Source organism: Polaribacter sp. HaHaR_3_91 (assembly GCF_019278525.1).
Taxonomy (GTDB): Bacteria; Bacteroidota; Bacteroidia; order Flavobacteriales; family Flavobacteriaceae; genus Polaribacter.
Window position 1 is genome coordinate 438,122 of sequence record NZ_CP058986.1, and the last position, 26,156, is coordinate 464,277.

Sequence of the window (26,156 nt, forward strand, 5' to 3'; positions counted from 1 at the left end):
TTTTAATTTCTTTGATTGAACTTCTGAATACTAAATAGTCTCATTTTGAAAAGACATTCAAAATAAAATCCACTATTTTTACAAAAAGATACATTTTATGAGCACTACAAGACAAAACGGAAGTTTATTTACGAGTATTCAAAATAAAATTGCAACTATAGAATTTGGACATCCTGCGAGCAATTCTTTCCCGAGTGAATTATTAGGGAGGTTAAGTAAAGAATTACTTTCAGTAGGAAATAATGAAGACGTTTCTGTTATTATTTTAAAGTCTGAAGGCGAAAAAGCTTTTTGTGCTGGTGCTTCTTTTGATGAGTTAGTCGCTATTTCTAATTTAGAAGAAGGTAAACAATTCTTTTCTGGTTTTGCAAACGTAATAAATGCCATGAGAACTTGTGGTAAATTAATTATTGGGAGTGTTCAAGGAAAAACTGTTGGTGGTGGAGTTGGTTTAGCTGCTGCTTGCGATTATGTCTTGGCAACTGAAAGTGCATCCATAAAATTATCTGAATTTACCATAGGAATTGGCCCTTTTGTAATTGAACCTGCTGTAACACGTAAAATTGGTGTTGCAGGAACGGCTGAATTAACATTAGATGCAACCAATTGGAAAAATGCGTATTGGGCAAAAGAAAAAGGCTTGTATGCTAGGGTTTTTGAATCTCAAAAAGAATTAGAGAAAGAAGTAGAATTGTTATCAGAAAAATTGGCTTCCTACAATCCTGTAGCTTTATCAGAAATGAAGAAAGCACTGTGGCAAGGAACTGAAAATTGGACTGATTTATTAGCCGAAAGAGCTGCTGTTTCTGGTGAATTGGTTTTATCTGAATTTACAAAAAGAGCATTAGAGAAATTTTAAAAATAATCTATAAGATTTTATATTTAAGAATGAAAATCATTTCAACAAATATTGGGGAACGAAAAGAAATAGACTATAAAGGTACCTTGGTTACTACGGGAATTTTTAAATACTCTGTAGATAAACCTATCTTTTTAGATATCGAAGATGTAAAGGGAGATGCTATTTGCGATAGAGAAAATCATGGTGGAGTTTTGCAAGCAGTTTACGGATATTCTCTAAAACATTATGAATATTGGGATGCTGTTTTTCCGAAAGTAGATTTTGAAATGGGAATCTTCGGAGAAAACTTAACGATTGATGATTTAGATGAAACAAAAATTCATCAAGGAGATACGTTTAAAGTAGGTGAAACCATTTTAGAAGCAACTGTACAAAGAGATCCTTGTTATAAATTAGGTGTTCGTTTTAACAATATGAAAATTGTAAAGAGGTTTTGGAAAACTACTTTTTGTGGTGCTTATTTTAAAGTTTTACAAACTGGTTTTGTAAAATCTGGTGATGAATTTATAAAAATAAAAAGTTGTCCAGAAAATCCAACTATTGCAGATTTGTTTGTTACAAAAAGAATTTTAAACGGAATTGACGCATAGTTTTACTATTTAAAAAGAGGCTTGTTTTAAGGGTATTAAAATAGCTAGCAAACAAGTTTAGCCCAGATTGAAACGGCATCCTTTTTTGAGGAACGATAAAAAGATATAGTGTAAAGCTGGAAATAGCTACGAAACCGTTTCTTCTTTTTTGTGTAAAAAACGAGTCAATTTCATGGATAAATCTAACAAAATAATCTTTGGATTTCCGTTTCTTTCTATGTGGTACATGGCATCATTTAGTTCTTTTTCGATGTTTAAAATATTGCCAGAATGAACAAAAGGTGCAAATTTAGAAAGATTGAATCCGGTTTTAGATTCCATAAAAACCAAGTGATCCGATTTATAATTTAGCAACAATGCTTGTCTAAAAAATTGTAAACAATAGTCTAAAAAACGTTTTTGAGTTTCACGTCCAGTTTTGGCAATGGTGTCCGACCATTCGATTAATTGTTGCACAACGGCAGCATTTCCTTTCGCTTTAAAAGCAGTTCTAATCCATGCAATAAACCATTCTTCAAAAACAAGATCGCTAGAATCGTTTTGTAACAGTTGTAATGCTTTGTTGAAATTTCCTTCTGCTTGATGTGCAATTTTAGTAGCATTATTTTCTGAAACTTGATGCTTTTCAACTAGCGCATTAGAAATATCTTGCTCACTTAAAACAGGAAAATGTAATGCCTGACAGCGAGATCTTATGGTATTTATAATCTGACCTTCATTTTCTGTAATTAAAATAAAGACCGTTTTTTCTGGTGGCTCTTCAATTAATTTTAGCAATTTATTGGCGGCAGCAATATTCATTTTTTCTGCCATCCAAATAATCATCACTTTAAAGCCACCTTCGTAACTTTTAAGACGAAGTTTTTTTACCACTTCTTCTGCTTCATCAACTCCAATAATTCCTTGTTTGTTTTCTACACCAATATGTTGCAGCCAATTAAATAAACTTCCGTAAGGTTGGGTTTCTATAAAACTTCTCCAATCTTCTAAAAACAAACTACTAACAGGATGTTTTTTTACGTTATCATTGGAAGTAACTGGGTAGGTGAAATGTAAATCTGGATGCTGTAATTTGTCGCATTTTAAGTTGCAGACATCAACATTATCAGAAAAATTACACAATAAAAACTGTGCGTACGCAATTGCCATAGGCAAAGTTCCGCTACCTTCTTTCCCTACAAATAATTGAGCATGTGGTATTCTGCCGTTTTCAGCAGATACTTTTAAGTGTTTTTTAATGTGTTCTTGTCCGATAATTTGGTTGAAAAGCATGGGCAAATATAAAATTTGTTTGGCATTAATCCATTAATTTTAGAAGGCAATCTTTTTAAAGATTAAATATTTGAAAAGCGCAGTATTTGGCTTCGCAAACGTTGTATTAAATTTAAGGTTTAACATTTCTAAAAGTTTAAATAATTCGGTATTTTTGTTGAAAATACATTAATAAAAGATGAAAACATTAAAAGATTTTAATTTCAAGAATAAGAAGGCGTTAATTCGTGTAGATTTTAACGTGCCTTTAAATGATAAATTTGAAGTAACAGATGCTACTAGAATTCAAGCTGCAAAATCTACGATTATAGATATTTTAGAGCAAGAAGGAAGCTGTATTTTAATGTCACATTTAGGGCGTCCAAAAGGATTTCAAGATGAATTTTCTTTAGGTCACATTGTAGAAAAAGCTACTGAAATTTTAGGAGTTAAAGTAAAGTTTGTTGCAGACTGTATTGGAGATAAAGTAGAAGAAGCTGTTGCAAATTTACAATCTGGAGAAATCTTGTTATTAGAAAACTTACGTTTCTACGAAGAAGAGAAAAAAGGAGATGTTGCTTTTGCAGAAAAATTATCTAAATTAGGTGATGTTTATGTAAACGATGCTTTTGGTACTGCACACAGAGCACATGCATCAACAACAATTATTGCACAATTTTTTCCAGAAAGCAAATGTTTTGGAAACTTATTAGCAAGAGAAATAGAAAGTATAGATAAAGTATTAAACAATTCTGAAAAACCAGTTTTAGCAATTTTAGGTGGTGCAAAAGTATCTTCTAAAATTACTGTTATTGAAAATATTTTAGACAAAGTAGATCACTTAATTATTGGTGGTGGAATGAGTTTTACTTTTATTAAAGCACAAGGAGGAAAGATTGGAAACTCTATCTGTGAAGATGATAAAATGGAATTAGCTTTAGATATTTTAAAGCAAGCAAAAGAAAAAGGAGTAGAAGTTCATATACCTGTAGATGTTATTGCTGCTGATGATTTTTCTAACGATGCAAATACACAAACTTTAGATATTGATGCAATTCCTGATGGTTGGGAAGGAGTAGATGCTGGACCAAAATCTAGAGAGATTTTTGATACTGTTGTAAATAAGTGTAAAACTATTTTATGGAACGGACCTTTAGGTGTTTTTGAAATGGAATCTTTTGCAGGCGGAACAATTGCATTAGGTCATTCTATTGACAAAGCAACCAAAAACGGAGCGTTTTCTTTAGTTGGTGGAGGAGACTCTGTTGCTGCTGTTAAACAATTTGGTTTTGCAGATAAAGTAAGTTATGTTTCTACTGGTGGTGGAGCAATGTTAGAAATGTTAGAAGGTAAAACTTTACCAGGAATTGAGGCTATCTTAAAATAATGGTTTAATAGATAATTCTATTTTCAATTAACATTTAAGATATCAAACTGAGCTTGTCTAAGTTTCGTATTAAAATATAAATTTATTAATAAGCGTGTAATTGTAAAATTACACGCTTATTGTTTTATATAAGAATATATTATAATTTCGCAGTAAGTTTTTGTATAGTTACACGATTAAATATTTACACAATTACACTTCATTTATATATGAAATACACAATATTACCAAATACAGATATTAAAGTTTCTAAGATTTGTTTAGGAACCATGACTTGGGGGAAACAAAACACGCAACAAGAAGGTTTTGAACAAATGGATTATGCTTTAGAGCAAGGTGTAAACTTTTTTGATACCGCAGAACTATATGCTGTTCCTGCAACTCCAGAAACGTATGGAACCACAGAAACTATTATTGGAAACTGGTTTAAAAAAACAGGAAACAGAGATAAAGTTGTTTTAGCAAGTAAAATTGCAGGTCCTGGTCCATATACGGCACATATTAGAAAAAACGGATTGGCTAAAGAAGCAATTATTGAGGCCGTAGAAGGTAGTCTTAAAAGACTGCAAACAGACTATATAGATTTGTATCAGTTGCATTGGCCAGAAAGAGGGGTTAATTGTTTTGGTACGAGAGATTATCCTTACAAAACCTCAAATGAAGAGGCAGAAAATCATGTAGAGATTTTAGAAACTTTAGATGCCTTAATAAAACAAGGAAAAATAAGACAAATTGGTTTGTCTAATGAAACTCCTTGGGGAACCATGCAGTATTTACAAGCTGCTAAGGAATTGAATTTACCAAGAATGGCAACGATTCAGAATTCATATTCATTAATACATAGAAGTTATGAATACGGAATGTCTGAAGTGTCTATGAGAGAAAATATAGGTTTATTAGCCTATTCTCCTTTGGCACAAGGTGTATTAACTGGTAAATATTTAAGAGGACAAAAACCTGCAGATGCAAGAGGAATTATATATCCTAATTATATTACTCGATATCAAACAGGTGCTTCTGAGCAAGCGGTTTTAAAGTATGAAGAGATTGCGTTAAAAAACAAATTGAGTTTAACGGAGTTGTCTTTGGCTTATATAAATCAATTGCCATTTGTAACGGGTAATATTATTGGTGCATCTAAAATGAGTCAGTTAAAAGAAAATATTGGAAGTATAAATATTGATTTATCAGAAGAAATTTTAACTGAAATTGAAGCAGTTCACAAATTAATACCGAATCCTGCACCTTAGGTTAGTATTCAGTCTTCAGTAGGCAGTATAAAAACAAATTGTCTTAAAAACAAATTTGTCATGCTGAACTTGCGTAACTTCAATAATCATAAGAGTCTGAAATAAATTCAGATTGATAAAAAAATCCGATGAAAATTATTTCATCGGATTTTTTATTTATTGTCATTCCTGCGAAAGCAGAAATCTGTTTTTACGTCTTAATTTTAAATATCTTGGTTCTTTTACTCAACCAGTTTAATATCACTTGCAAAAAAGCGTCCATTTTCTACAACACCAGTAATCTCTGCTTTTCTAATTGCGTTACAGAAGCCAATGTTTTCGTCATGCGCATCACCAAAATCATCAATCCCAAAACCATCAACAAAATAGGCTTTATCATCAAATCTAACGGCTAAACTACAACCTGCTTCAGAATCTAAATTAAGCTGACATTGACCACAAGAAATTTCTGCAACATGTTTCATTTCCTTCTTGCTGGTGCAAGAAGCGAATATTAATAAACTTAAAACAATTAATTTTTTCATCATTATAAATTTTAAATGAACATTCTATTTTAAAACACAACAGTGATAGCTGCTACTGAATACTGCCTACTTATTTCCCTCCCCAAGAATCTCTCAATCCAACAATTTTATTAAAAATTAAATTGTCTTTGGTTGTGTCATTATCAACATTAAAATATCCCATTCGCTGAAACTGGAAACGTTCTCCAATGGTAGCCGTTTTTAAACTAGGTTCTACAAAAGCAGTAATTACTTCTAAAGAATTTGGGTTAATAAACTCCATAAAATCTTTGTCTTTATGGCTATCTGGCGCTTCATCTAAAAACAATCTGTCATAGGCTCTTACTTCTACTTTTGCAGCATGTTTTACAGAAACCCAATGCAAAGTACCTTTTACTTTACGTTTGCTTTCTTCGGTATCCATTCCAGATTTTGTTAACGGATCATACGTACATTGTATTTCAGTAATATTTCCATCAGCATCTTTAGTACAACTAGTGGCTGTAATAAAATAAGCGTTTTTTAAACGGACCTCTTTCCCTAATTTTAAACGGAAGAACTTTTTATTTGCTTCCTCTCTAAAATCTTCACGTTCTATATAAATCTCTCTAGAAAAAGGAACCTCTCTGCTACCAAAACCATCTTCATAGTCGTTATAGTTGGCGTCTAACATTTCTTCTTTTCCTTCAGGATAATTTGTAATTACCACTTTAACAGGATCTAAAACTCCCATCACTCTCTTGGCAGTTTTATTTAAATCCTCACGAATTTTAAACTCTAAAAGAGCTACGTCAATTACGTTTTCACGTTTAGAAACACCAACAGTCTCAATAAAACTTTTTATAGATTCCGGAGTATAACCACGTCTTCTTAAACCAGAAATTGTAGGCATTCTAGGGTCGTCCCAACCAGCAACAATTCCTTGTTCAACCAAAGTTAACAATTTACGTTTACTCATTATGGTATAACTCAAATTTAAACGAGAAAACTCACGTTGTTTTGGCGGGTTTGGGTATTCAGATTTGCTAAAATCGTACACATTATCTCTAAACCAATTGTACAATTCTCTGTGAGGTTTAAACTCTAAAGAACACAAAGAATGCGAAATTTGCTCAATATAATCACTCTCACCATGCGTCCAATCGTACATTGGGTAAATGCACCAATCAGAACCAGTCCTATGGTGATCTTTGTACATAATTCTATACATTAAAGGATCACGCATTAACATATTTGGGTTTTCCATGTCAATTTTTGCACGCAAAGTATGTTCACCTTCCTTAAATTTTCCATCCTTCATTCCTTGGAATAATTCCAAGTTTTCTTCAACAGAACGATTTCTAAAAGGACTATTAGTCCCAACCTGAGTTGGTGTACCTTTTTGCGCTCTCATATCTTCCGAAGATTGAGAATCTACATATGCTTTTCCATCTTTTATCAACAAAACTGCCCAATCGAACAATTGCTGAAAATAGTCTGATGAATAACACTCATTTGCCCAAGAATAGCCCAACCAAGAAATATCTTTCTTAATTGCATCTACATATTCTTGCTCTTCTTTTGCTGGATTTGTATCATCAAAACGCAAATTTACAGGTGCATTATAAGTCTCACCCAAACCGAAACTAATTCCGATTGCTTTTGTGTGACCAATATGTAAATACCCATTTGGTTCTGGCGGAAAACGAAAACGTAAATTTTCTTTTGGCATTCCGTTTGTTAAATCCTCTTCAATAATATGCTCTAAAAAATTGAGCGATTTTTTCTCTTCAGACATCTGTTTCGGTACAAAATTAAGCTCCAAAATTACGTAAAATAACTCATTTTTCAGATCTTTTTTTGGGTGTTTCCCTGCGGGTCGTGCTTTACACTGTAGTTTTTTATAGTTTCCAAAAAAAAACTATAAAAAAGCTGCCGTTTCAATCACTAACACAAGTAGTAGAAAGTCTATAAAAATCGGTTAATAACGCTATATTTGTTCTTTTAAATTACAAAATGGGAATAATACAAGTAAACAAGATTAAACTCTATGCTTTTCATGGATGTTTAGACGAAGAAGCAAAAATAGGATCTGAATACACTGTAGATTTAGAAATTAAGGCGAATTTAAAAAAATCATCTAGAACAGATGAATTGGCAGATACGGTAGATTATGTGCACTTAAACCTTATTGTAAAAGAAGAAATGGCTATTCGTTCTAAACTGTTAGAAGAAGTGGCGCAGAGAATCTTAGATAGAATATTTAAAGAAATTTCTAGAGTAAAAAAAGCGAAGGTTTCTGTAGCTAAGATTAATCCACCAATTGGTGGAAACGTAGAAGAAGTAGTAATTATTCTTACAGAAAAAAGATAAATTTTACGCAGATAAAAAGAGGGTAATTTGTTTTAAAATCTTAAAATTTATTTGTTTTGAGTATTAATTAAAAAAAATGCTTGTAATCTTTGTAAAATTGCGTAAATTTGCAATCCTTAAAAATAGATTTACATCTTGCTTTAAGATAAAAGGTGTCTTGGCCGAGTGGCTAGGCAATGGTTTGCAAAACCATGTACAGCGGTTCGAATCCGCTAGACACCTCCAAAAACTCCAGTCATTCCGATTGGGGTTTTTTTATTTGGAATTTTTGCTGGAATATATAGTCTTTGGGATTTATGTAAAAATCTTGACTAAGGTTTTAGTAATAAAAAGCTCTTATCCTTAAAAGAAGAAAAGAGTTAATAACCATTTTTCACGAATACTAAATAAACCATAGCGAATACTAAATAGTCTTACTTAAGCTCAAAGGGAATCCTTATTTTTGAGCTGTGTTTATAAATACAATTACTATGAAAAAGAAAAATCTACTTTTAACAATCTCAATCTTTTTACTTATCCTTTCTTGTAAGAAAGAAGAAGTTAAAACAGATAACATTTTTAAGTTTAAAGAATATATAAGTTACACTACTTCTGGAGTGGTTTCTGTAGCAAATAATATAGAAATAAACCTAGCCAAAGAAGTAGAAGGGTGGGAAGCAAATAAAGAGATTTCAACTGAAATTATTTCTGTGAAACCGCATGTAAGTGGTACTGTTAAAACAGTAAATAAACATGCTTTTGTATTTATACCGGATGAAATCTTAAATGCAGATACAGAATATAGTGTTTCTGTAAATCTAGAAGAAATTTATAAAGACACGCCTCATGACTTCGAAACTTATACTTTTCAGTTTAAAACAATTGCGCCAAATTTTAATATTCAGACCAATAATTTACAATCCTACTCTAAAGAATTTCAATATTTAGAAGGTGTTGTAAAATCTGCAGATATTATTTTATTAGAAAATGCTAAAAAATTAATAAGTGCTTCTCAAAATGGAACATCAAAAAACATCGTTTGGAATGAATCCTACAAAAACGGAAAGGTTTTCGAATTTAAAGTTGATAGTATTCAGCGTTTTGTAGAAGACTCTCAATTAGACATTTCTTGGGATGGAAAAGCAATAAATGCTGAATCTAAAGGTGAAAATGAAGTTCTAATTCCTGGTAAAAATAATTTTAAAGTACTTAGTTTAAAAGTTAACAATACATCCGAGCAGTATATTTCCATTAATTTTTCTGATCAACTTAAAAAACAACAAAATTTTGACGGCTTGGTAACTATTCAAAATGAAAAAAATCCACGTTTTATTGTCAACGGGAATGAGTTAAAAGTGTTTTCAGAAAATAAGTTTCAAGGCGATGTTTTAGTTTCTGTTTTTCAGGGAATTAAAAACTCTTATGATTATAAATTGAAAGAATCTTTTAAGGAAACCATTACTTTCGAGCAAAAGAAACCAGCAATAAGAGCGATAAGTAGCGGAGCTATTTTACCAAATTCTAAAGATTTAAAATTCAATTTTGAAGCCATCAACGTAAAAGAAGTAGATGTTAGAATTATAAAAATTTACGAAGATAATGTGCTTCAGTTTTTGCAAGAAAACAGTATGAATAGTGATAATGAATACCAAATTAAACGAGTTGGTAGGCGTGTTGCTAAGCAAACCATTTCCTTAATTGACGGCAAGACAATTAATACTCAAAAATGGAAGGCGTATAGTGTAGATTTGGCTAAATTAATAGATGCTGAACCTGGAGCTATTTATAGAGTAGAGTTGAGTTTTAATAAAAGTCAGGCACTTTATGATTGTTCAGGAAATCAAAGTTTAAACTCTGATTTCGAAGAGGAAACGTATGATGAATTAAGTAAAATAGAAGACGAAGAAGCGAGAGAAGAATTGTATTGGGATAATAAATTATACGATTATAAAGACCGTAATTATAATTGGCAAGAAAGAGACAACCCTTGTTCAGATTCTTTTTATTACTATAAAGAAGTAACTCAAAATTTATTAGCCTCAAACTTAGGGGTTATCGCAAAAAAAGGAGAAAATAACTCTTATTTCTTTGCCGTAACAGATATTTTAAGCACAAAACCTCAGGCTGGAGCAACTATTAAATTATTTAATTTTCAGCAACAAGAAATTGTAACCACCAAAACAGATTCAGAAGGATTTGCTAATATAGAAACCTCTAAAACAGCGGCTTTTGCAGTTGTTTCTAAAGGGAATAATAAAGGGTACATTAGATTGTTCGACGGGAATTCTTTGTCTTTAAGTAAGTTTGATGTTGCTGGTAGCAAAACAGAAAAAGGCTTAAAAGGATATATTTATGGAGAACGCGGAGTTTGGCGCCCTGGAGACAATGTGTATTTAACGTTTTTACTAAATGATGCAGATAATAAGTTGCCAAAAAATCACCCTGTTAAGCTAGAAGTTACAGACCCTAGTGGAAAATTGGTGTATAAAAAAGTAACTTCAGAAAACGTAAATAACTTTTACAACTTTATATTTTCAACTACTCAAGAAGCAAAAACAGGAAACTACAATGCAAAAATTTCTGTAGGTGGTGCAAAGTTTTACAAGTCACTAAAAATAGAAACGGTAAAACCAAATCGTTTAAAAATTAAGGTCGATTTTGATGATGAAGTTTTAACAGCCAACAAACCTATTAATGGAACTTTAGAGGTAAAATGGTTGCATGGAACTCCTGCAAAAAACCTAAAGGCAGAAATTAAAGCAAAAGTTTCTACGGCAAATTATGGTTTTGAAGATTACAAAGACTATGTTTTTACAGATCCATCAAGAGAGTTTTCATCTGAAGAAATAAATATTTTTGATGGAAAATTAGATGAGAATGGATTCGCAAAAATTGATAGTAAACTAGCTATTGGTAAAAATGCTCCCGGAATGTTAAATGTTCAGTTTTTAGTAAGAGCTTTTGAAAACGGAGGAGATTTTTCTATAGATGCTTTCACTAAAAAATATGCGCCATTTGCCTCTTTTGTAGGTTTAAAATCGCCAGAAGGAAATAGATATGATTCTTTCTTTACAGATGAAAGTCAGACTTTTTCTGTGGTTTCGGTTGATGAAAAAGGAAGTCCAGTAAAAAGAGATGAAATAGAGGTTGAAGTTTATAAAATTGAGTGGCGTTGGTGGTGGAGTTCTTCGGATGATAACTTGTCTAGATATACTTCTAGCACGTATAATAAACCATATAAAACTTTAAAAATTAGCACGAACTCTAAAGGAAATGGAAGTTTCAATTTAAATATTCCAGAAAGAGATAGAGGTCGTTTCTTAATAAGAGTGATCGATAAGAAAAGTGGTCACGCAACTGGTAGAACAGCTTATTTCTATAAGAATTGGTGGGAAAATTCTGGTTCTGATAATAAAGAAGCTGCAAAAATGTTAGTGTTTTCTGCGGATAAAGAAAAGTATAATGTTGGTGAAACTGCTAAAATTACATTTCCTTCAGGCAGTGAAGGTCATGCGTTAATTAGTATAGAGAATGGTACAAAAGTATTAGAAACAAAATGGATAAAAACTACAAAAGGGAATACTTCTGTAGAAATTCCTATCAACAAAAATATGGCGCCAAATGTGTTTGTAAACATTTCATTATTACAACCACACCAAGTCTCAGAAAATGATTTACCAATAAGATTATTTGGTGTAATTCCGCTTTTGGTAGAAGATGAAAGTACCAAATTAGAGCCTCAAATTTCGATGCCAGAAGAGTTGCAACCAGAAAAAGAATTTACTGTAAAAGTTTCTGAAAAAAACAACAAAGCCATGACGTATACTTTGGCTGTTGTAGAAGAAGGGCTGTTAGATTTAACACGTTTTAAAACTCCGAATGCATTTGATGTTTTCTATGCAAGAGAAGGTTTAGGTGTAAAAACTTGGGATATTTTTGATGATGTAATTGGTGCCTATTCGGGTAGTGTAGATCAGGTTTTCGCAATTGGTGGAGATGGAAGTGCTGCTGCTGCAAAAAATAGAAAAGCCAACAGATTTAAACCAGTTGTAAAATTTATTGGTCCGTTTTATCTTAAAAAAGGAAAAACAGCATCACATAAAATTACGTTGCCAAATTATATTGGCTCTGTAAGAACCATGGTAGTTGCGGGTGATGTTACTAATGAAGCTTTTGGAAATGCAGAAAAAGCAGTACCTGTTAAAAAGCCTTTAATGGTGTTGGCTACGTTGCCAAGAAAATTATCGCCAAAGGAAAAAGTTACGTTGCCAATTACCATTTTTGCAATGGATAAAAAAGTGAAAAATGTAACGGTAGAGGTAAAAACATCTAACGGAATTGCAGTGATTGGTCATAAAACTCAAAAACTTAATTTTGAGAAGCCAGATGAAAAAATGGTGTATTTTGAAATGGATGTATTAAAAGCAAACGGCATCAATACCGTTGAAATTATTGCATCAGGAAACGGAGAGAAAGCAACCTATAAAGTAGAGTTGGATGTTGTAAATCCGAATCCAATTACCTCTAAAATAGTAGAGGCAACTGTAGAAGGTAATCAGAATCAAACTATTAATTTTGATACATTTGGAGTTGAAGGATCAAATACCGCAATGTTAGAAATCTCTACCATTCCTCACATTAACTTTTCAGGAAGATTAGAGTATTTAATTCAGTATCCGCATGGTTGCGTAGAGCAAACTACATCAGGTGTTTTTCCACAATTATTTTTGAATGATATTTTTGATTTAACAGCGGATAAAAAACGTCGGGTTCAGGAAAATATAGAAAACGGAATTAAACGATTAGGTAACTTTCAGCAAGCAAATGGAGGTTTGAGTTATTGGATGGGAGAAAGTGAGACAGATGATTGGGGAACAACATATGCTGGTCATTTTATGTTAGAAGCTGCCAAAAAAGGATTTGTTTTACCGTTAACTTTTAAAAGCAACTTTATTAGTTATCAGAAAAAAGCAGCAAGAAATTGGAGGCCAGATTACAGAAATAATTATACAGATTTAGCACAAGCTTATCGTTTATACACATTGGCTTTAGCTGGTAGTCCAGATTTGTCTGCGATGAACAGAATGCGAGAGTTTAAACAAATTTCTAATGATGCAAAATGGCGTTTGGCTGCAGCGTATGCTTTGGCAGGACAAAAAGAAGCGAGTTTAGAAATTATGAGTACTGCAAACATTAATTTTACTACTTCTAAATACAATTATTATTCTTACGGTTCTGTAGATAGAAACCGAGCAATGGCCTTAGAAACCATGTTAATAACTGATCATAAGGACATAAGAGAGGTGGCGAAATCTATTGCAAAAGAATTGTCTGGTAGTAAATGGATGAGTACACAATCTACTGCATATAGTTTATTAGCAATTGGTAAAATGGTAGTTAAAAACGGAGGGAAAGCTATCAACTTAAAATATACTAATAATGGCAAAAAGGTTGCTGTAGAAACGCAAAGTTCTATGGTGCAAAGAACCGTTCAGGTTAAAAATGGTGCAAACTCCATCACTATAGAAAATGAGAATAACAATGTTGTCTTTGCAAGAATTATCAATTCAGGACAATTGCCATTGGGTGATGAAATTACAGAAAGTAGAGGCTTAAGTGCAACTGTTCAGTATGTAGATTTACAAGGGAAATCCATTGATATCAACAATTTAAAACAAGGTCAGGATTTTGTAGCAAAAATAATTGTGAGCAACCCTAAAAATGAAAATGTAAAAGACATTGCTTTAACGCAAGTTTTTCCTTCTGGATGGGAAATTGTGAACACTCGTTTTACAGATTTTGGAACCACTACAAAAAGTGAAGCTCGTTATACAGATATTAGAGATGACAGCGTTAATTTTTATTTCGACCTAAATGAACGGTCTAAAAAAGCAGAAACAAAAACTTTTACTGTTTTATTGAATGCAGCGTATTTAGGGAATTATTATTTACCAGGAATTCAGGTGGAAGCGATGTATGATCATGACTATTTGTTAAGAACAAAAGGACGTTGGATTGAAGTGATTAAGTAATACAATCCAAAAAATAAGAGTGTCATTTCGACGATAGGAGAAATCTCATAATGAGAAGAGTATAAATATGAGATTTCTCAATCGCCTGAAAAAGTCTCATTTCGAAATGATAATTAAACCTTAAAAGAAATAAATAAGCAAAAAATTGAAAATAACAAACTACATAAAACGTCATAAAAAGAAAACAATATTTATTGTTGTTCTGCTTATTTTTTATGTGTTTTGTTTGCCAAGTCAGTTGTTTACCAAGCCAACATCAACTGTAATTACAAGTAATAATAATGAGTTATTGGGGGCATTAATTGCAGAAGACGGACAATGGCGTTTTCCTCATAAAGACTCCGTTCCTGAGAAATTTAAAACCTGTTTAATTCAGTTTGAAGACGAGCATTTTTATATGCATCCTGGGTTTAATCCAGTTTCCATTTTTAAAGCCTTAAAACAAAATTTACAAGCAGGAAGTGTAAAAAGAGGTGGAAGTACCATTACACAACAAGTTATTCGTTTGAGTAGAGATAACAAACCTAGAACTTATTTTGAAAAAGTAAAAGAATTAATTTTAGCAACACGTTTAGAGTTTAGAGCATCCAAAGAAAAGATTATTACCTATTGGAGTTCTAATGCGCCTTTCGGAGGAAATGTTGTAGGCTTAGATGCTGCTTCTTGGCGCTATTATAATAGACAAGCATCCGATTTATCTTGGGCAGAATCTGCCACTTTAGCTGTTTTACCCAATGCTCCAAATTTGATTTATCCAGGGAGAAATCAACATAGATTGTTGGTGAAAAGAAATAGATTGTTAAAAAAGTTACTGAATAAGAATATCATTGACTCGATAACGTATGAATTATCAGTTTTAGAAGAATTACCACAAAAACCGTATCCACTTCCTCAAATTACACCACATTTATTACAGAAAATCAATAAAAAAAATAAAGGAAAGTTTGTAAAAACGACCATAAATAAAAAGTTGCAGAATCAAACAAATTTAATTGTAAATAATCATTATAATCAATTAAAAAACAATGAGATATTTAATATTTCTGTTTTGGTTTTAGATGTGAATACTAGGCAAGTTTTAACCTATGTTGGCAACTCTAAAACGACTAAAATTAATCAGAAAGATGTAGATGTTATAGACAAACCTAGAAGTACCGGAAGTATTTTAAAACCATTTTTATATACAGCCATGTTAGATAGTGGAGATTTGTTGCCAAATATGTTGGTTGCAGATGTGCCTACAAACTTTGGAAGTTATCATCCAGAAAATTTTGATAAAAAATATGCTGGAGCAATTTCTGCAAAGTTAGCACTGTCTAGATCTTTAAATGTGCCCATCGTTAGAATGTTGCAAAGTTTTGGGTTGGAGAAATTTCATGATTATTTACAAAAATTAAAACTGAGAGATTTAAAGAAAGATCCTAATTATTATGGACTAACACTGGCTTTGGGTGGTGCAGAAAGTAATTTGTGGGATTTATGCAAAAGTTATGCTTCCATGGCATCTACAGTAAATCATTATTCAGAAAACTCTAGTAGGTATTTTAAAAACGAATTTTGTGAACCTACTTTTTATGCGGATCATAAAATAGATTTTGGAGAAAAATCATCAGAAAAAATGATTTTTGATGCCGCTTCTATTTATCTCACTTTTGAGAGTTTAAAAGATGTAAATAGACCCAATGCAGATCAAAATTGGGAGTTTTTTGATGCTTCTAAACAAATTGCTTGGAAAACAGGTACAAGTTTTGGTTTTAGAGATGCTTGGGCAATAGGGACCACTAAAGATTATGTAGTAGGAGTTTGGGTTGGGAATGCAGATGGAGAAGGAAGACCTGGTTTGGTTGGTGTGCAAGCTGCAGCTCCTATTTTATTTGATGTTTTTGATAAATTACCAAATTCAGCATGGTTTGAGAAGCCTTTTGATGAAATGACTGAAATCGAAATTTGTGCACAAAGTGGTTATAGAGCAACTCAAAATTGTGAAGAAACATCATTAGAATTTGTACAAAATGCAGGTTTAAAAACAGCACCTTGTCCGTTTCATGTTTTGGTAAATGTAGATGCTTCAGAAAATTATCAGGTAAATACTTCTTGTGAACAACTAGAAAACATCAAACAAAAATCTTGGTTTGTGTTGCCTCCTTTAATGGAATATTATTACAAGGATAAAAACCCGTTTTATAAACCGCTACCAAAATTTAGAAATGATTGTTTAGGTGCGGCAAAAAACGCGATGAAATTTATTTATCCAACGGAAAAAAGCACCATTTTTTTACCAAAGAATTTCGATGGAAAGAAGAATGAACTTGTTTTAAAAGTAGCTCATGCCAACAATGAAGCTGTTTTATATTGGTATGTTGATAGCAAATATTTAGGGAGCACAAAAGAACTGCATGAGTTTGGAGTGGATTTAAATACTGGAAACTATCTTATTTCGGCTACGGATAATTTTGGAAATGAAATTCATCAGCAAATAACAGTAAAAGAATAATTTACTTAAAGTAGATTAAGTGCATGTCAACGTAAGAAAAGGGTTTTTTATCGAAGAACAAGAGGTATGCGCTTAATTTTATAGATTTTTGATATAACTAAACCGAACTCCTTATTATGATGTTACAAATCTCTACTCCAATTAATGGGGAAACTTCCTCGTCATTCTTAGACAATCAATTATTGTTTGTTATTTTGGGATTGATTGCTTTGGTATTTGTAATTATTAGAGTGGCTAAGTTTCTAAGTGAAATGGATTCTAGTAGGGCTTCTAAATAATTCTAATTTTATTCATGATTTTTTAGTTTTCCTTTTTCGATTCAGAAAAAATAATTAGAATTTATTGGGCAATCATTTTTAAATTGTTTTAGTGTAATCTTTAGACTTTCTTAACAAAAAACTATCTTATTTTCTTCATCTTTGCTTTCTGTATACTTTTAAGAAGTATTATGAATATATTGAATTCTAATTGATTATTTTTATAGTCAATTTTTTTTATGATTTTAATCTATACAGAATGAAAATATACCCTATAGAAACTGGAAATTTTAAATTAGACGGAGGTGCAATGTTTGGTGTTGTACCAAAAACTATTTGGCAAAAAACGAACCCTGCAGACGCTAATAACTTGATAGATATGAGCATGAGAAGTATGCTTATAGAAGATGGAGATCGTTTAATTTTAGTTGATACAGGCCTAGGAGAAAAACAATCAAATAAATTTTATAGTTATTATTACCTTTTTGGAGATTTTTCTTTGGATTCTTCTTTAGCAAAACATGGTTTTCATAGAGATGATATTACAGATGTTTTTTTAACACATTTACATTTTGATCATTGTGGAGGTGCTATAGAGTGGAATGCACAAAGAACCATTTTACAACCAGCTTTTAAAAATGCCAAATTCTGGTCTAATGATAAACATTGGAAATGGGCAACCGAGCCAAACCCAAGAGAAAAGGCTTCTTTCTTTAAAGAAAATATCAATCCTATTAAAGAAAGCGGACAATTAAATTTTATACATAGTAATTATAAAGACCAAATAGGTTTCGATGTCCTTTTTATGGATGGTCATACAGAAAAACAAATGCTACCAATGCTATCTTATCAAGGCAAAACAATTGTTTTTGTAGCAGATTTATTACCTACAATTGGGCACATTCCTTTGGCTTATGTTATGGGATATGATACAAGACCTTTGTTAACTTTAAAAGAAAAAGCAGCTTTCTTAAACCAAGCAGCAGATAAAGAATATTACCTTTTTTTAGAACATGATGCTTATAATGAACTTTGTACTGTTCAGCATACAGAAAAAGGAGTTAGATTAAAGAACACACACAAATTTATAGATATATTTAATTAATATTATGAGAGTTTTAAAACCAATTTTATATACAGCTTTTGCTGGACTTGTTTTTACAGGTTGTAAATCAATTTCTAACCTTCCAGTTCCAAATGGTTCTGATGTAGCAATAATAGCAGTAGCTAAAAAAGCACCATTAACAGAAGCACAAAAAAATACTTGGGGACATTTAGATTTGGTAAAAGATTCTATTCCTGGAATGTCTGTAGACAAGGCGTATGATTTTTTACAAGGTAAAAAAAGTGTAACGGTTGTAGTAGGTGTTGTAGATTCTGGAACAGATTTGGGTCATGAAGATTTAAAAGATGTGGCTTGGGTAAATGAAAAAGAAGTTGCTGGTAACGGAATTGATGATGATAAAAATGGTTATGTAGATGATATTAATGGTTGGAACTTTTTAGGCGATGCTTATAAAGAAAACTTGGAGTCAGCTAGAATTTTACACAATCCTTCTTTAGAAAGTCCAGAAATTGTTGCAGAGATTCAGGCAGCGCACGACATTAAAGTTGGGAATGCTGAAAAGACAAAAACTAGATTTGAGCAAATGTTAAGCGGTGTTAAAGGTGCAGATGAAAATTTAGCTAGACACTTTGGTAAAGACGATTATAGTGCTATAGAAGTTGCGGCAATTACAACCGAAGATCCTTCTTTATTACAGAGCATTGCAATTGCAAAACAAATGTTTGGTTTTGGTTTGCCTTCTTTAAGCCAAGCACAAGAAGAAATTAAAAAAGAATTAGACAAATCGATTGCTTTATTAAATAACGAATATACTAATTATAGAATAGGAGATAACCCAGAAGATATTAATGACTCTCCAGGTTATGGAAATGGAAATCCAGGGGTTTCAACTAAAAGTGAAGCACATGGTACTCATGTTTCTGGAATTATTGGAGCATCTAGAAATAATGGAAAAGGAGTTAATGGTGTAGCAGATAATGTAAAAATTATGGCTGTACGTTCTGTACCAGATGGAGATGAGTATGATAAAGATGTTGCTTTAGGTTTACGTTATGCAGTAGATAATGGCGCAAAAGTAATTAACACTAGTTTTGGTAAAGGATACTCACCTCATAAAGAATGGGTGTATGAAGCAATTCAATATGCAGCAAAGCACGATGTATTAATTATAAATGCAGCAGGAAACGATGGTAAGGATATTGATGTAGAAAGAACGTACCCAAACGATTCTAAAGATTTAATAACAGAGGTTTCAGATAACGTATTAACAATTGGAGCAATGAGCTCTAGTTATAATGAAAACCTACCAGCTAATTTTTCTAATTATGGTAAAAAAAATGTAGATATTTTTGCTCCTGGAGTTCAAATTTATTCTACAACTCCAGAAAATGAATATAAACACTTTAGTGGAACATCTATGGCTGCACCTTCTGCAGTAGGAGTAGCTGCTTTGGTACGTTCTTATTATCCTAAATTAACAGCAAGTCAGGTAAAGCATATTTTAATGAATTCTGGTGTAAAAATAGATTTAGAGGTAATTAAACCAGGATCTCAGTCTAGAGAAAATCCTAAAGGAGAGTTAGTTCCTTTTGCAGATTTATCAGTTACTGGTAGAGTTGTTAATGCTTACAATGCATTACAAATGGCAGACAGAATGGTAAACGGAAAAAAATAATTTATTAAACTTAAAAAGCAGCATTTTAAAAATGCTGCTTTTTTTTTGAACATTAATTAATATAAATATGAGAAAAATTTATTTTTTAGGATTGTCACTAATAATGCTAACCTCTTGTAAGGTTATAAAAGATACAACCAATGTGGCTAAAGAAACTTATTGGCAGCAACATGTAGACTATACAATGGATGTTGATGTAGATGTAAACAACTATCAATACAAAGGAAAGCAGACGTTAGTTTATACAAACAATTCTCCCGACGATCTAGATAAAGTATTTTATCACTTATACTTTAATGCGTTTCAACCTGGTTCTCAAATGGATGTGAGGTCGTTAAACATTAAAGATCCAGACAGAAGAGTTAGAGATAGAATTAGCAAATTACAGCCAAATGAAATTGGGTATATTAAAGTTGGTTCTTTAAAACAAAACGGCGTAGCAGTTTCTCATGAAACTGTGGGGACTATTTTAGAAGTTCAACTAAATAAACCAATTAAATCTGGAGAAACGGTTACTTTAGAAATGGATTTTGATGCTCAGGTTCCTGTGCAAATTCGTCGTTCTGGAAGAAATAGTGCAGAAGGAGTTGCATTATCTATGTCTCAATGGTATCCTAAATTAGCAGAATACGATTTTCAAGGTTGGCACACGCCACCATATATTGCAAGAGAGTTTCAAGGTGTTTGGGGAGATTTTGATGTAACCATTCATATTGATAAGAACTATACTGTAGGTGGTACTGGTTATTTACAAAATCCACAAGAAATTGGTCATGGTTATCAAGATGATTCAAAAGAATTGAACTTGCCTAAAGGCGATAAATTATCATGGAATTTTAAAGCACCAAATGTGCATGATTTTATGTGGGCAGCAGATCCAGAATACATTCACGATGTTTTAAAAATGGAAAATGGAATCGATTTGCATTTTTTATACAAGAAAACATTAGAAGCAGAATATTTAAAAAACTGGAAAGATTTACAGCCTAAAACGGCTGAATTAATGACGTATTTTAGTGAGCAAGTTGGTCAATATCCATATAAACAATACTCTGTAATACAAGGTGGAGATGGTGGAATGGAGTATGCAATGTCTACTTTAATTACAGGAAAACGTAAATTTGGTAGTCTTTTTGGAGTTACAGCACATGAAATGGCACACACTTGGTTTCAGTTCCTATTAGCATCAAACGAAAGTTTACATCCTTGGATGGATGAAGGTTTTACTTCTTATATTTCTAACAAAGCAGAAAACGAAATTTTAAAAGAAAACAAAGAAAACCCACATGCAGGTTCTTATCGAGGTTATAGATCTATTGTTACAAAAGGGTATGAAGAATCGTTATCTACACATGCAGACAGATACCATACAAATTGGGCGTACAGTACTGCAAGTTATTCTAAAGGAAATATTTTCTTAAGTCAATTAGAATATGTTATTGGTAAAGAGAATGTAGCAAACGGATTAAAGAAATATTTTAACGATTTCAGTTTTAAACATCCAACACCAAATGATATTAAACGATCTATGGAAAAAACTGCTGGATTGGATTTAGGTTGGTATTTAAATGAATGGACAGAAACTACACATACCATAGATTATGGTGTAAAATCTGTTGATGAGAAAACAATTACTTTAGAGAGAATTGGGCAAATGCCAATGCCAATGGATGTTGATGTAACTTATGCAGATGGAACATCAGAAAGTTTTAACATTCCATTAGAAATGATGAGAGGTACTAAGCCAACAATAGCAACCATTTTAAAAGATTGGGGTTGGGCAATGCCAACATATTCTTTTACAGTTTCTAAAGCTGTAAAATCTGTTACTATTGATAAAAGCGGATTAATGGCTGATATTAATTTAGAGAATAATGTTCTAGAAGTAAAGTAAGAATGTTAAAAGATTATGAAAAACCTCTCCTACTTGGAGAGGTTTTTTTTATTGGTTACTTTTGTAATTGGTAACATCAATAGATGATCAATATTGTTTTTTTTTCGGGTAAAATAGATACAATGTTGTCGTGTTCTAAGATTTATATTTATCAAGAAATTAATTTTATTAAAATATACATAATTGAAAAATCACCTCTCCATACGTCTAAATTTTAGTAATTTTTTTTATCTCTATCTTTTTTTCTTTGTTTTATTAAGCACTTCTTTTTCTTCGAGTGCGCAACATGCTGTAGCCGCTGTTTATGGTGATAATGGAGGTTTTTATACTTCTACAACGGCTACACAAGTTACTTATGATGATTCTAATAATTTATTAGGGTTTAGTGTAGATGGTGATACGTATTCTACTGGTGTTAATGATGCAATTTTAACAGCAAATAATATAACATTTACAAGCGGAAGTTTTGTCTCATTTCCAATGCCTGCTTCTATTGATTATAAATCGGAAGAATTAATTGGTATTGGAACTAATTGGGGGGGAGTTTCTCAAAATAATAGTGCAACAGATTATATAAAAACATTTAGCCCTATTGTTCCTTCATTTTTTGTTAGAGATGGTAGTAGTGGTTTAGAATTAGCTACCAATTTTTTTAATATAAAAAGTCAAGTAATCATATACGATGCCATTGTAATAAATCAAGCAGTAAGTATAAACGATGCATTGCCAGACATTATTGTTACCCAAACAGGGTCTCCTGGTAATACCGATAAGTTTAAATTTATAGACAGTGCAGGGAATATAGTAGGTACAGAAATAAACGTTTCCTTTGGAAATGTTGCTGTTGTTGGAGGAACAGATTGGACTATTTATAGAATCAACCCTTCTACAGGTTTGGTTAAAAGTACATTTGGCATAGATACCTATAGAGATTTAAGAGTTCTATCTATCAATTTAAGCGATTTTGGCATAACAACGAGTAATTTTAACCAGATAACTAATTTTGTACACACTACATCTGGTAATACAGATATAGCTTTTACGGCATATAATTCTGATGCGATAAAAATATTGCTACCAGCAACAGATTTAGAAGTATCAAATTTAATGATTTCTGCAGATGATTTTTGTGCGCCTACTACGGCTACTTTTACAACAACGATAACTAATTTATCTGCTACCGAATTATCAAAAGATTTTGAGGTAGATTTTACAATACCAGTTGGTATGACAGCAACAAGTAACTCCGCAGTTTTTTCTGAATCAGGTGTTTCTCCTTTATCAGCAAGTTTTAATAATACGAATAATACCTGGACTATTGATAATTTATCAGTAGGAGAAAGTGTTACGTTAACGGTTAATACTTCTGTAAGTACGGCTTCATTTCCTATCAGTTTTACAACTACAGCAACGGGGGTGTTTCAACCAGATAGTGATCCAAGTAATAATACACAAACAATATCTGAAGCCGGTGAAGACAATGATTGTGATGGTGTAAAAGATACGGATGATTTAGATGATGATAATGATGGTATTTTAGATACTATTGAAGGAACTGGAGATTTTGATGGAGACGGAATTGCTAATTATTTAGATTTAGATAGTGATGGAGACGGTTGTCCGGATGCTTTAGAAGCAACAGGTACTGTTAAGCAAACGGATTTAGATGCTAGTTTTGTAATTATCGGAACAGTAAATGCACAAGGGATACCAACTTTAACAGAAGCTGGTGCTGGAGCAGGACAAGATATTGGTGATAGCCAAAATGGAAGTGTTTTAGCTTGTGATACTACTGATACTGATTTAGATGGAGTTATTGATATTATTGACTTAGATGACGATAACGATGGTGTTTTAGATACTGCAGAAAATGCATATAGCGGAAACCCAATTGCAGATACAAATAAAAACGGAATTATAGATTACAAAGATCCAAGTCTTAGTGGTTTCGTAGACTCTAATTCAGATGATATAGATGATCGATATGATCTCGATTTAGACGGAATTATAGATCAATTTGATGTGGATGCAGATGGAGATGGTTGTCCGGATGCTTTAGAAGGTGGTGCTACTTTTACTTTTGCAGATGTAGATGGTAACAATCGATTAAAAGGAGATGTAGATGAAAAAGGTATTCCTGTTGTAGCAACTAGTAATGGTCAATTATTAGGAAGTAGTCAAGATGATTTAGTACAAGATTCAAGTTGTAGTTTGCTGCCTGTAATTATTAGTCAAGTTTATCAAACGGCGTCAGGTAACGCCATTGAATTAACAAATATTGGAACAACAACTGTAACTAATATCAGTTTAGTTTTATTTAAAGATTTAGGGATTACTTCTGCAAGTGCTATTTCGCCTACGGCAGATTTAACAATAACAAGTATACCTGCAGGTGGCTCTGTTGTTATAAAATCTGTTGCATCACTTCCGGAAGTTACTTTTATAAATAATCCTATAGAAATAACAGATGCTAGTATTGCGGATTTAGCAGATGGAGACGACACTTTAATCCTTTCAAAAACCATAAATGAATCTGCTTGGGAAAATAGATATGATGTTGTTAAGAATATTAGTAACACAACATCTTTGGTTCGTATCGATGAAATAACGAAAGCAAATACCACTTTTACTGTGGCAGAATGGCTTTCTTTTGTAGATGATTCAATAGAAGTTGTTGGAGATACAAAACCAATTCCTACAATTGTAAGACATGCAAATGCGCCGCTTTTATCAGAAGTAAAAACACCAATTAATGAAACAAATTGTGGTTTAGGTTTGCATAGAATAAGTCCAACTATTCGTACAGGAGCTGCGTGGAGTAATGGTTTTCCAGATAAGTCTAGAAGTGTAATTGTTAGAGAAACGTATACGCATGCTACAGGTAATTTAAATGCAAGAATATTAGATGTGCAAGGTAGTAATGTGTTAAGTGTTAGTAATAATGCGTTAATTGTTTTAAACAACACGAATATTAATTTAAATGCACAGATTAGAATTTTAGGTACTGGACAGTTTGTGCAAGTACACGATGGTAATCGTAATGTAACCGGTAATGGAAAACTATTAATAGATCAAAAAAGCCAGGTTCCTAATGTGTTCAGGTATAATTATTGGTCATCACCTGTGGTAGAGTTTATTGGCGGAAATACGTATAGAGTTTCAGAAATTATGAAAGATGCTGGTGGTGAGCTTACTGCTACTTCAACAATTACAGATATTAATTTTGTTGGTGGTTACGATGGAGCTGTTGCGAGTCCTATACAAATAGCTAGTTATTGGATTTGGGCTTACTTTAATAGTACAGGAAATAACGATTGGGTGCAATTAAAAGAAACGGGTTACTTATCTAAGGGTTTAGGATATATTATGAAAGGTACAGGTGCTAATGCACAATATTTTACATTTTCTGGAAGTCCATTAGATGGAGATATTTCATTTAACTTATCTGCAGATACCAATAGTCTTTTAGGAAACCCATATGCAGGTACTTTAGATGGAAAAGCATTTATATTAAATAATGAAGACACTATTGATGGGACGCTTTATTTTTGGGAACATTCTGGGGAAGCAACAGATCAAGGGCACATAAAAGCGGGTTATGAAGGTGGTTATGCACAATTAACTTTTTCTATGGCAACAGCTGCTACAAGTGTTGTTGGTACAAACGGATTGACAGATTCTTATACATATACTACACCAACAAGATACATTGCTTTAGGTCAGGGATTTTTTGTTTTTTCAGATGCAGATGGAGGAACCATTAATTTTAATAACAAACAAAGAAGTTATCAGGTAACTGAACCTCATTTCTTTAAAGCAGAAGAGAAGAAAACAGCTAATAGTTCGCTTCCTATTTTAAAACTAGGGTTAGACTTTACAAATAAAGACTATCTAAAGCTTCATAGGCAAATAGGTATTTCATTTAATGAAAATCATTCTTATGGTTTTGATTATGGTTATGAAAGTGTAATGATAGATGTCCAGTCGTCTGATGTCTATTGGGATTTTGATGAAATGGATCATAAGAAATTAGCTATTGCAGGAGTTGAGAGCATAAATGATGCTTTAAAAGTGCCACTTACAATTCTTGTTGATTCTGATGAACCTCTTTTTATAAGAATAGATGAATTAGAAAATATTGACCGTAAAATTTACTTATTAGATGCTTTAGAAAATACCACTAAAGAATTAAAAACTGATGAGGTAGTTGAATTAGAATTGTCTAAAGGGATTTATGAAAACAGGTTTTTTATCACCTTTAATGAAGCTAAAGTTTTATCTGTAACGGATGAGATTTTAAGTTCTAATTTAGAAGTTTATATGGATGATAATTCAAATAAAATATCGATATTTAATAAGACTAGTTTATTTATAGAAAAAGTAGAACTATTTAATGTATTAGGTCAACAAATTAAAAGTTGGACACCAAATGTTTCTAATGAAAAGATTGACTTAAAGTTGGGTAATTTACCAACATCTATATACATTGTTAATGTAAAAACAAACCAAGGTATATTTACGAATAAGGTCTTAAAAAAATAAAAAATTAGCTATTGTATTATAA

General features: G+C 32.1%; 15 protein-coding genes and 1 tRNA gene. 13 read left to right on the plus strand and 3 right to left on the minus strand.

Annotation, left to right across the window (positions count from 1 at the left end):
* Positions 1–97 precede the first annotated feature (97 nt).
* On the plus strand, positions 98–859 hold the full coding sequence (locus H0I27_RS01870) for an enoyl-CoA hydratase/isomerase family protein (protein ID WP_218732245.1): 762 nt from the start codon (positions 98–100) through the stop codon (positions 857–859).
* A 29-nt stretch (positions 860–888) separates the two neighbouring features.
* Positions 889–1,452 carry an MOSC domain-containing protein gene (locus H0I27_RS01875; RefSeq protein ID WP_218732246.1) on the plus strand — a complete coding sequence of 188 codons (564 nt, stop codon included), beginning with the start codon at positions 889–891 and terminating at the stop codon, positions 1,450–1,452.
* Between the two features lie 126 nt (positions 1,453–1,578).
* Here the strand turns inward: H0I27_RS01875 and H0I27_RS01880 are convergent, their stop codons facing one another.
* Positions 1,579–2,724, minus strand: a complete 1,146-nt coding sequence (locus H0I27_RS01880; protein WP_218732247.1) for a DNA polymerase III subunit delta' — start codon at positions 2,722–2,724, stop codon at positions 1,579–1,581.
* A gap of 178 nt (positions 2,725–2,902) precedes the next feature.
* On the opposite strand from H0I27_RS01880, the gene pgk reads away from it, so the two are divergent.
* Positions 2,903–4,090 (plus strand): phosphoglycerate kinase, encoded by a 1,188-nt coding sequence (pgk, locus tag H0I27_RS01885; protein ID WP_218732248.1) that lies wholly within the window; start codon positions 2,903–2,905, stop codon positions 4,088–4,090.
* A 209-nt stretch (positions 4,091–4,299) separates the two neighbouring features.
* On the plus strand, positions 4,300–5,340 hold the full coding sequence (locus tag H0I27_RS01890) for an aldo/keto reductase (protein ID WP_218732249.1): 1,041 nt from the start codon (positions 4,300–4,302) through the stop codon (positions 5,338–5,340).
* A gap of 221 nt (positions 5,341–5,561) precedes the next feature.
* Here the strand turns inward: H0I27_RS01890 and H0I27_RS01895 are convergent, their stop codons facing one another.
* Complete coding sequence (locus tag H0I27_RS01895; protein WP_218732250.1) at positions 5,562–5,864, minus strand: DUF6370 family protein; 303 nt, start codon at positions 5,862–5,864, stop codon at positions 5,562–5,564.
* Positions 5,865–5,934: 70 nt separating this feature from the next.
* The gene (locus H0I27_RS01900) at positions 5,935–7,620 is read right to left on the minus strand and encodes a glutamine--tRNA ligase/YqeY domain fusion protein (protein WP_218732251.1); all 1,686 of its coding nucleotides are present in this window, start codon (positions 7,618–7,620) and stop codon (positions 5,935–5,937) included.
* 218 nt (positions 7,621–7,838) lie between these two features.
* Between H0I27_RS01900 and folB the strand changes: the two genes are divergently transcribed.
* From folB to H0I27_RS01945, 9 genes are all read left to right on the plus strand, one after another.
* Positions 7,839–8,195 (plus strand): dihydroneopterin aldolase, encoded by a 357-nt coding sequence (gene folB / locus H0I27_RS01905; protein WP_218732252.1) that lies wholly within the window; start codon positions 7,839–7,841, stop codon positions 8,193–8,195.
* A 151-nt stretch (positions 8,196–8,346) separates the two neighbouring features.
* A tRNA-Cys gene (locus tag H0I27_RS01910) sits at positions 8,347–8,420 on the plus strand.
* Positions 8,421–8,665: 245 nt separating this feature from the next.
* Positions 8,666–14,206, plus strand: a complete 5,541-nt coding sequence (locus tag H0I27_RS01915) for an alpha-2-macroglobulin (protein ID WP_218732253.1) — start codon at positions 8,666–8,668, stop codon at positions 14,204–14,206.
* Positions 14,207–14,351: 145 nt separating this feature from the next.
* Positions 14,352–16,700 carry a penicillin-binding protein 1C gene (gene pbpC, locus H0I27_RS01920; RefSeq protein WP_254713123.1) on the plus strand — a complete coding sequence of 783 codons (2,349 nt, stop codon included), beginning with the start codon at positions 14,352–14,354 and terminating at the stop codon, positions 16,698–16,700.
* Between the two features lie 116 nt (positions 16,701–16,816).
* Positions 16,817–16,978: a hypothetical protein gene (locus H0I27_RS01925; RefSeq protein ID WP_218732254.1), complete on the plus strand. Its 162-nt coding sequence runs from the start codon at positions 16,817–16,819 to the stop codon at positions 16,976–16,978.
* A gap of 238 nt (positions 16,979–17,216) precedes the next feature.
* Positions 17,217–18,062, plus strand: a complete 846-nt coding sequence (locus H0I27_RS01930) for an MBL fold metallo-hydrolase (protein WP_218732255.1) — start codon at positions 17,217–17,219, stop codon at positions 18,060–18,062.
* Positions 18,063–18,066: 4 nt separating this feature from the next.
* Positions 18,067–19,698 (plus strand): S8 family peptidase, encoded by a 1,632-nt coding sequence (locus tag H0I27_RS01935; protein ID WP_218732256.1) that lies wholly within the window; start codon positions 18,067–18,069, stop codon positions 19,696–19,698.
* A gap of 67 nt (positions 19,699–19,765) precedes the next feature.
* A complete protein-coding gene (locus H0I27_RS01940; protein ID WP_218732257.1) occupies positions 19,766–21,592 on the plus strand; it encodes a M1 family metallopeptidase in 1,827 nt (608 codons plus the stop codon).
* A 183-nt stretch (positions 21,593–21,775) separates the two neighbouring features.
* Positions 21,776–26,134, plus strand: a complete 4,359-nt coding sequence (locus H0I27_RS01945; RefSeq protein ID WP_218732258.1) for a T9SS type A sorting domain-containing protein — start codon at positions 21,776–21,778, stop codon at positions 26,132–26,134.
* Positions 26,135–26,156: the final 22 nt, after the last annotated feature.

Bases quoted from the DNA above. Each gene is read 5' to 3' on its own strand.
- H0I27_RS01925 (WP_218732254.1), top strand. From the start codon at position 16,817: ATGATGTTACAAATCTCTACTCCAATTAATGGGGAAACTTCCTCGTCA.
- H0I27_RS01930 (WP_218732255.1), top strand. From the start codon at position 17,217: ATGAAAATATACCCTATAGAAACTGGAAATTTTAAATTAGACGGAGGT.
- H0I27_RS01940 (WP_218732257.1), top strand. From the start codon at position 19,766: ATGAGAAAAATTTATTTTTTAGGATTGTCACTAATAATGCTAACCTCT.
- H0I27_RS01870 (WP_218732245.1), top strand. From the start codon at position 98: ATGAGCACTACAAGACAAAACGGAAGTTTATTTACGAGTATTCAAAAT.
- H0I27_RS01915 (WP_218732253.1), top strand. From the start codon at position 8,666: ATGAAAAAGAAAAATCTACTTTTAACAATCTCAATCTTTTTACTTATC.
- H0I27_RS01900 (WP_218732251.1), bottom strand. From the start codon at position 7,620: ATGTCTGAAGAGAAAAAATCGCTCAATTTTTTAGAGCATATTATTGAA.
- pgk (WP_218732248.1), top strand. From the start codon at position 2,903: ATGAAAACATTAAAAGATTTTAATTTCAAGAATAAGAAGGCGTTAATT.
- H0I27_RS01875 (WP_218732246.1), top strand. From the start codon at position 889: ATGAAAATCATTTCAACAAATATTGGGGAACGAAAAGAAATAGACTAT.
- H0I27_RS01880 (WP_218732247.1), bottom strand. From the start codon at position 2,724: ATGCTTTTCAACCAAATTATCGGACAAGAACACATTAAAAAACACTTA.
- folB (WP_218732252.1), top strand. From the start codon at position 7,839: ATGGGAATAATACAAGTAAACAAGATTAAACTCTATGCTTTTCATGGA.
- H0I27_RS01890 (WP_218732249.1), top strand. From the start codon at position 4,300: ATGAAATACACAATATTACCAAATACAGATATTAAAGTTTCTAAGATT.
- H0I27_RS01935 (WP_218732256.1), top strand. From the start codon at position 18,067: ATGAGAGTTTTAAAACCAATTTTATATACAGCTTTTGCTGGACTTGTT.
- H0I27_RS01895 (WP_218732250.1), bottom strand. From the start codon at position 5,864: ATGAAAAAATTAATTGTTTTAAGTTTATTAATATTCGCTTCTTGCACC.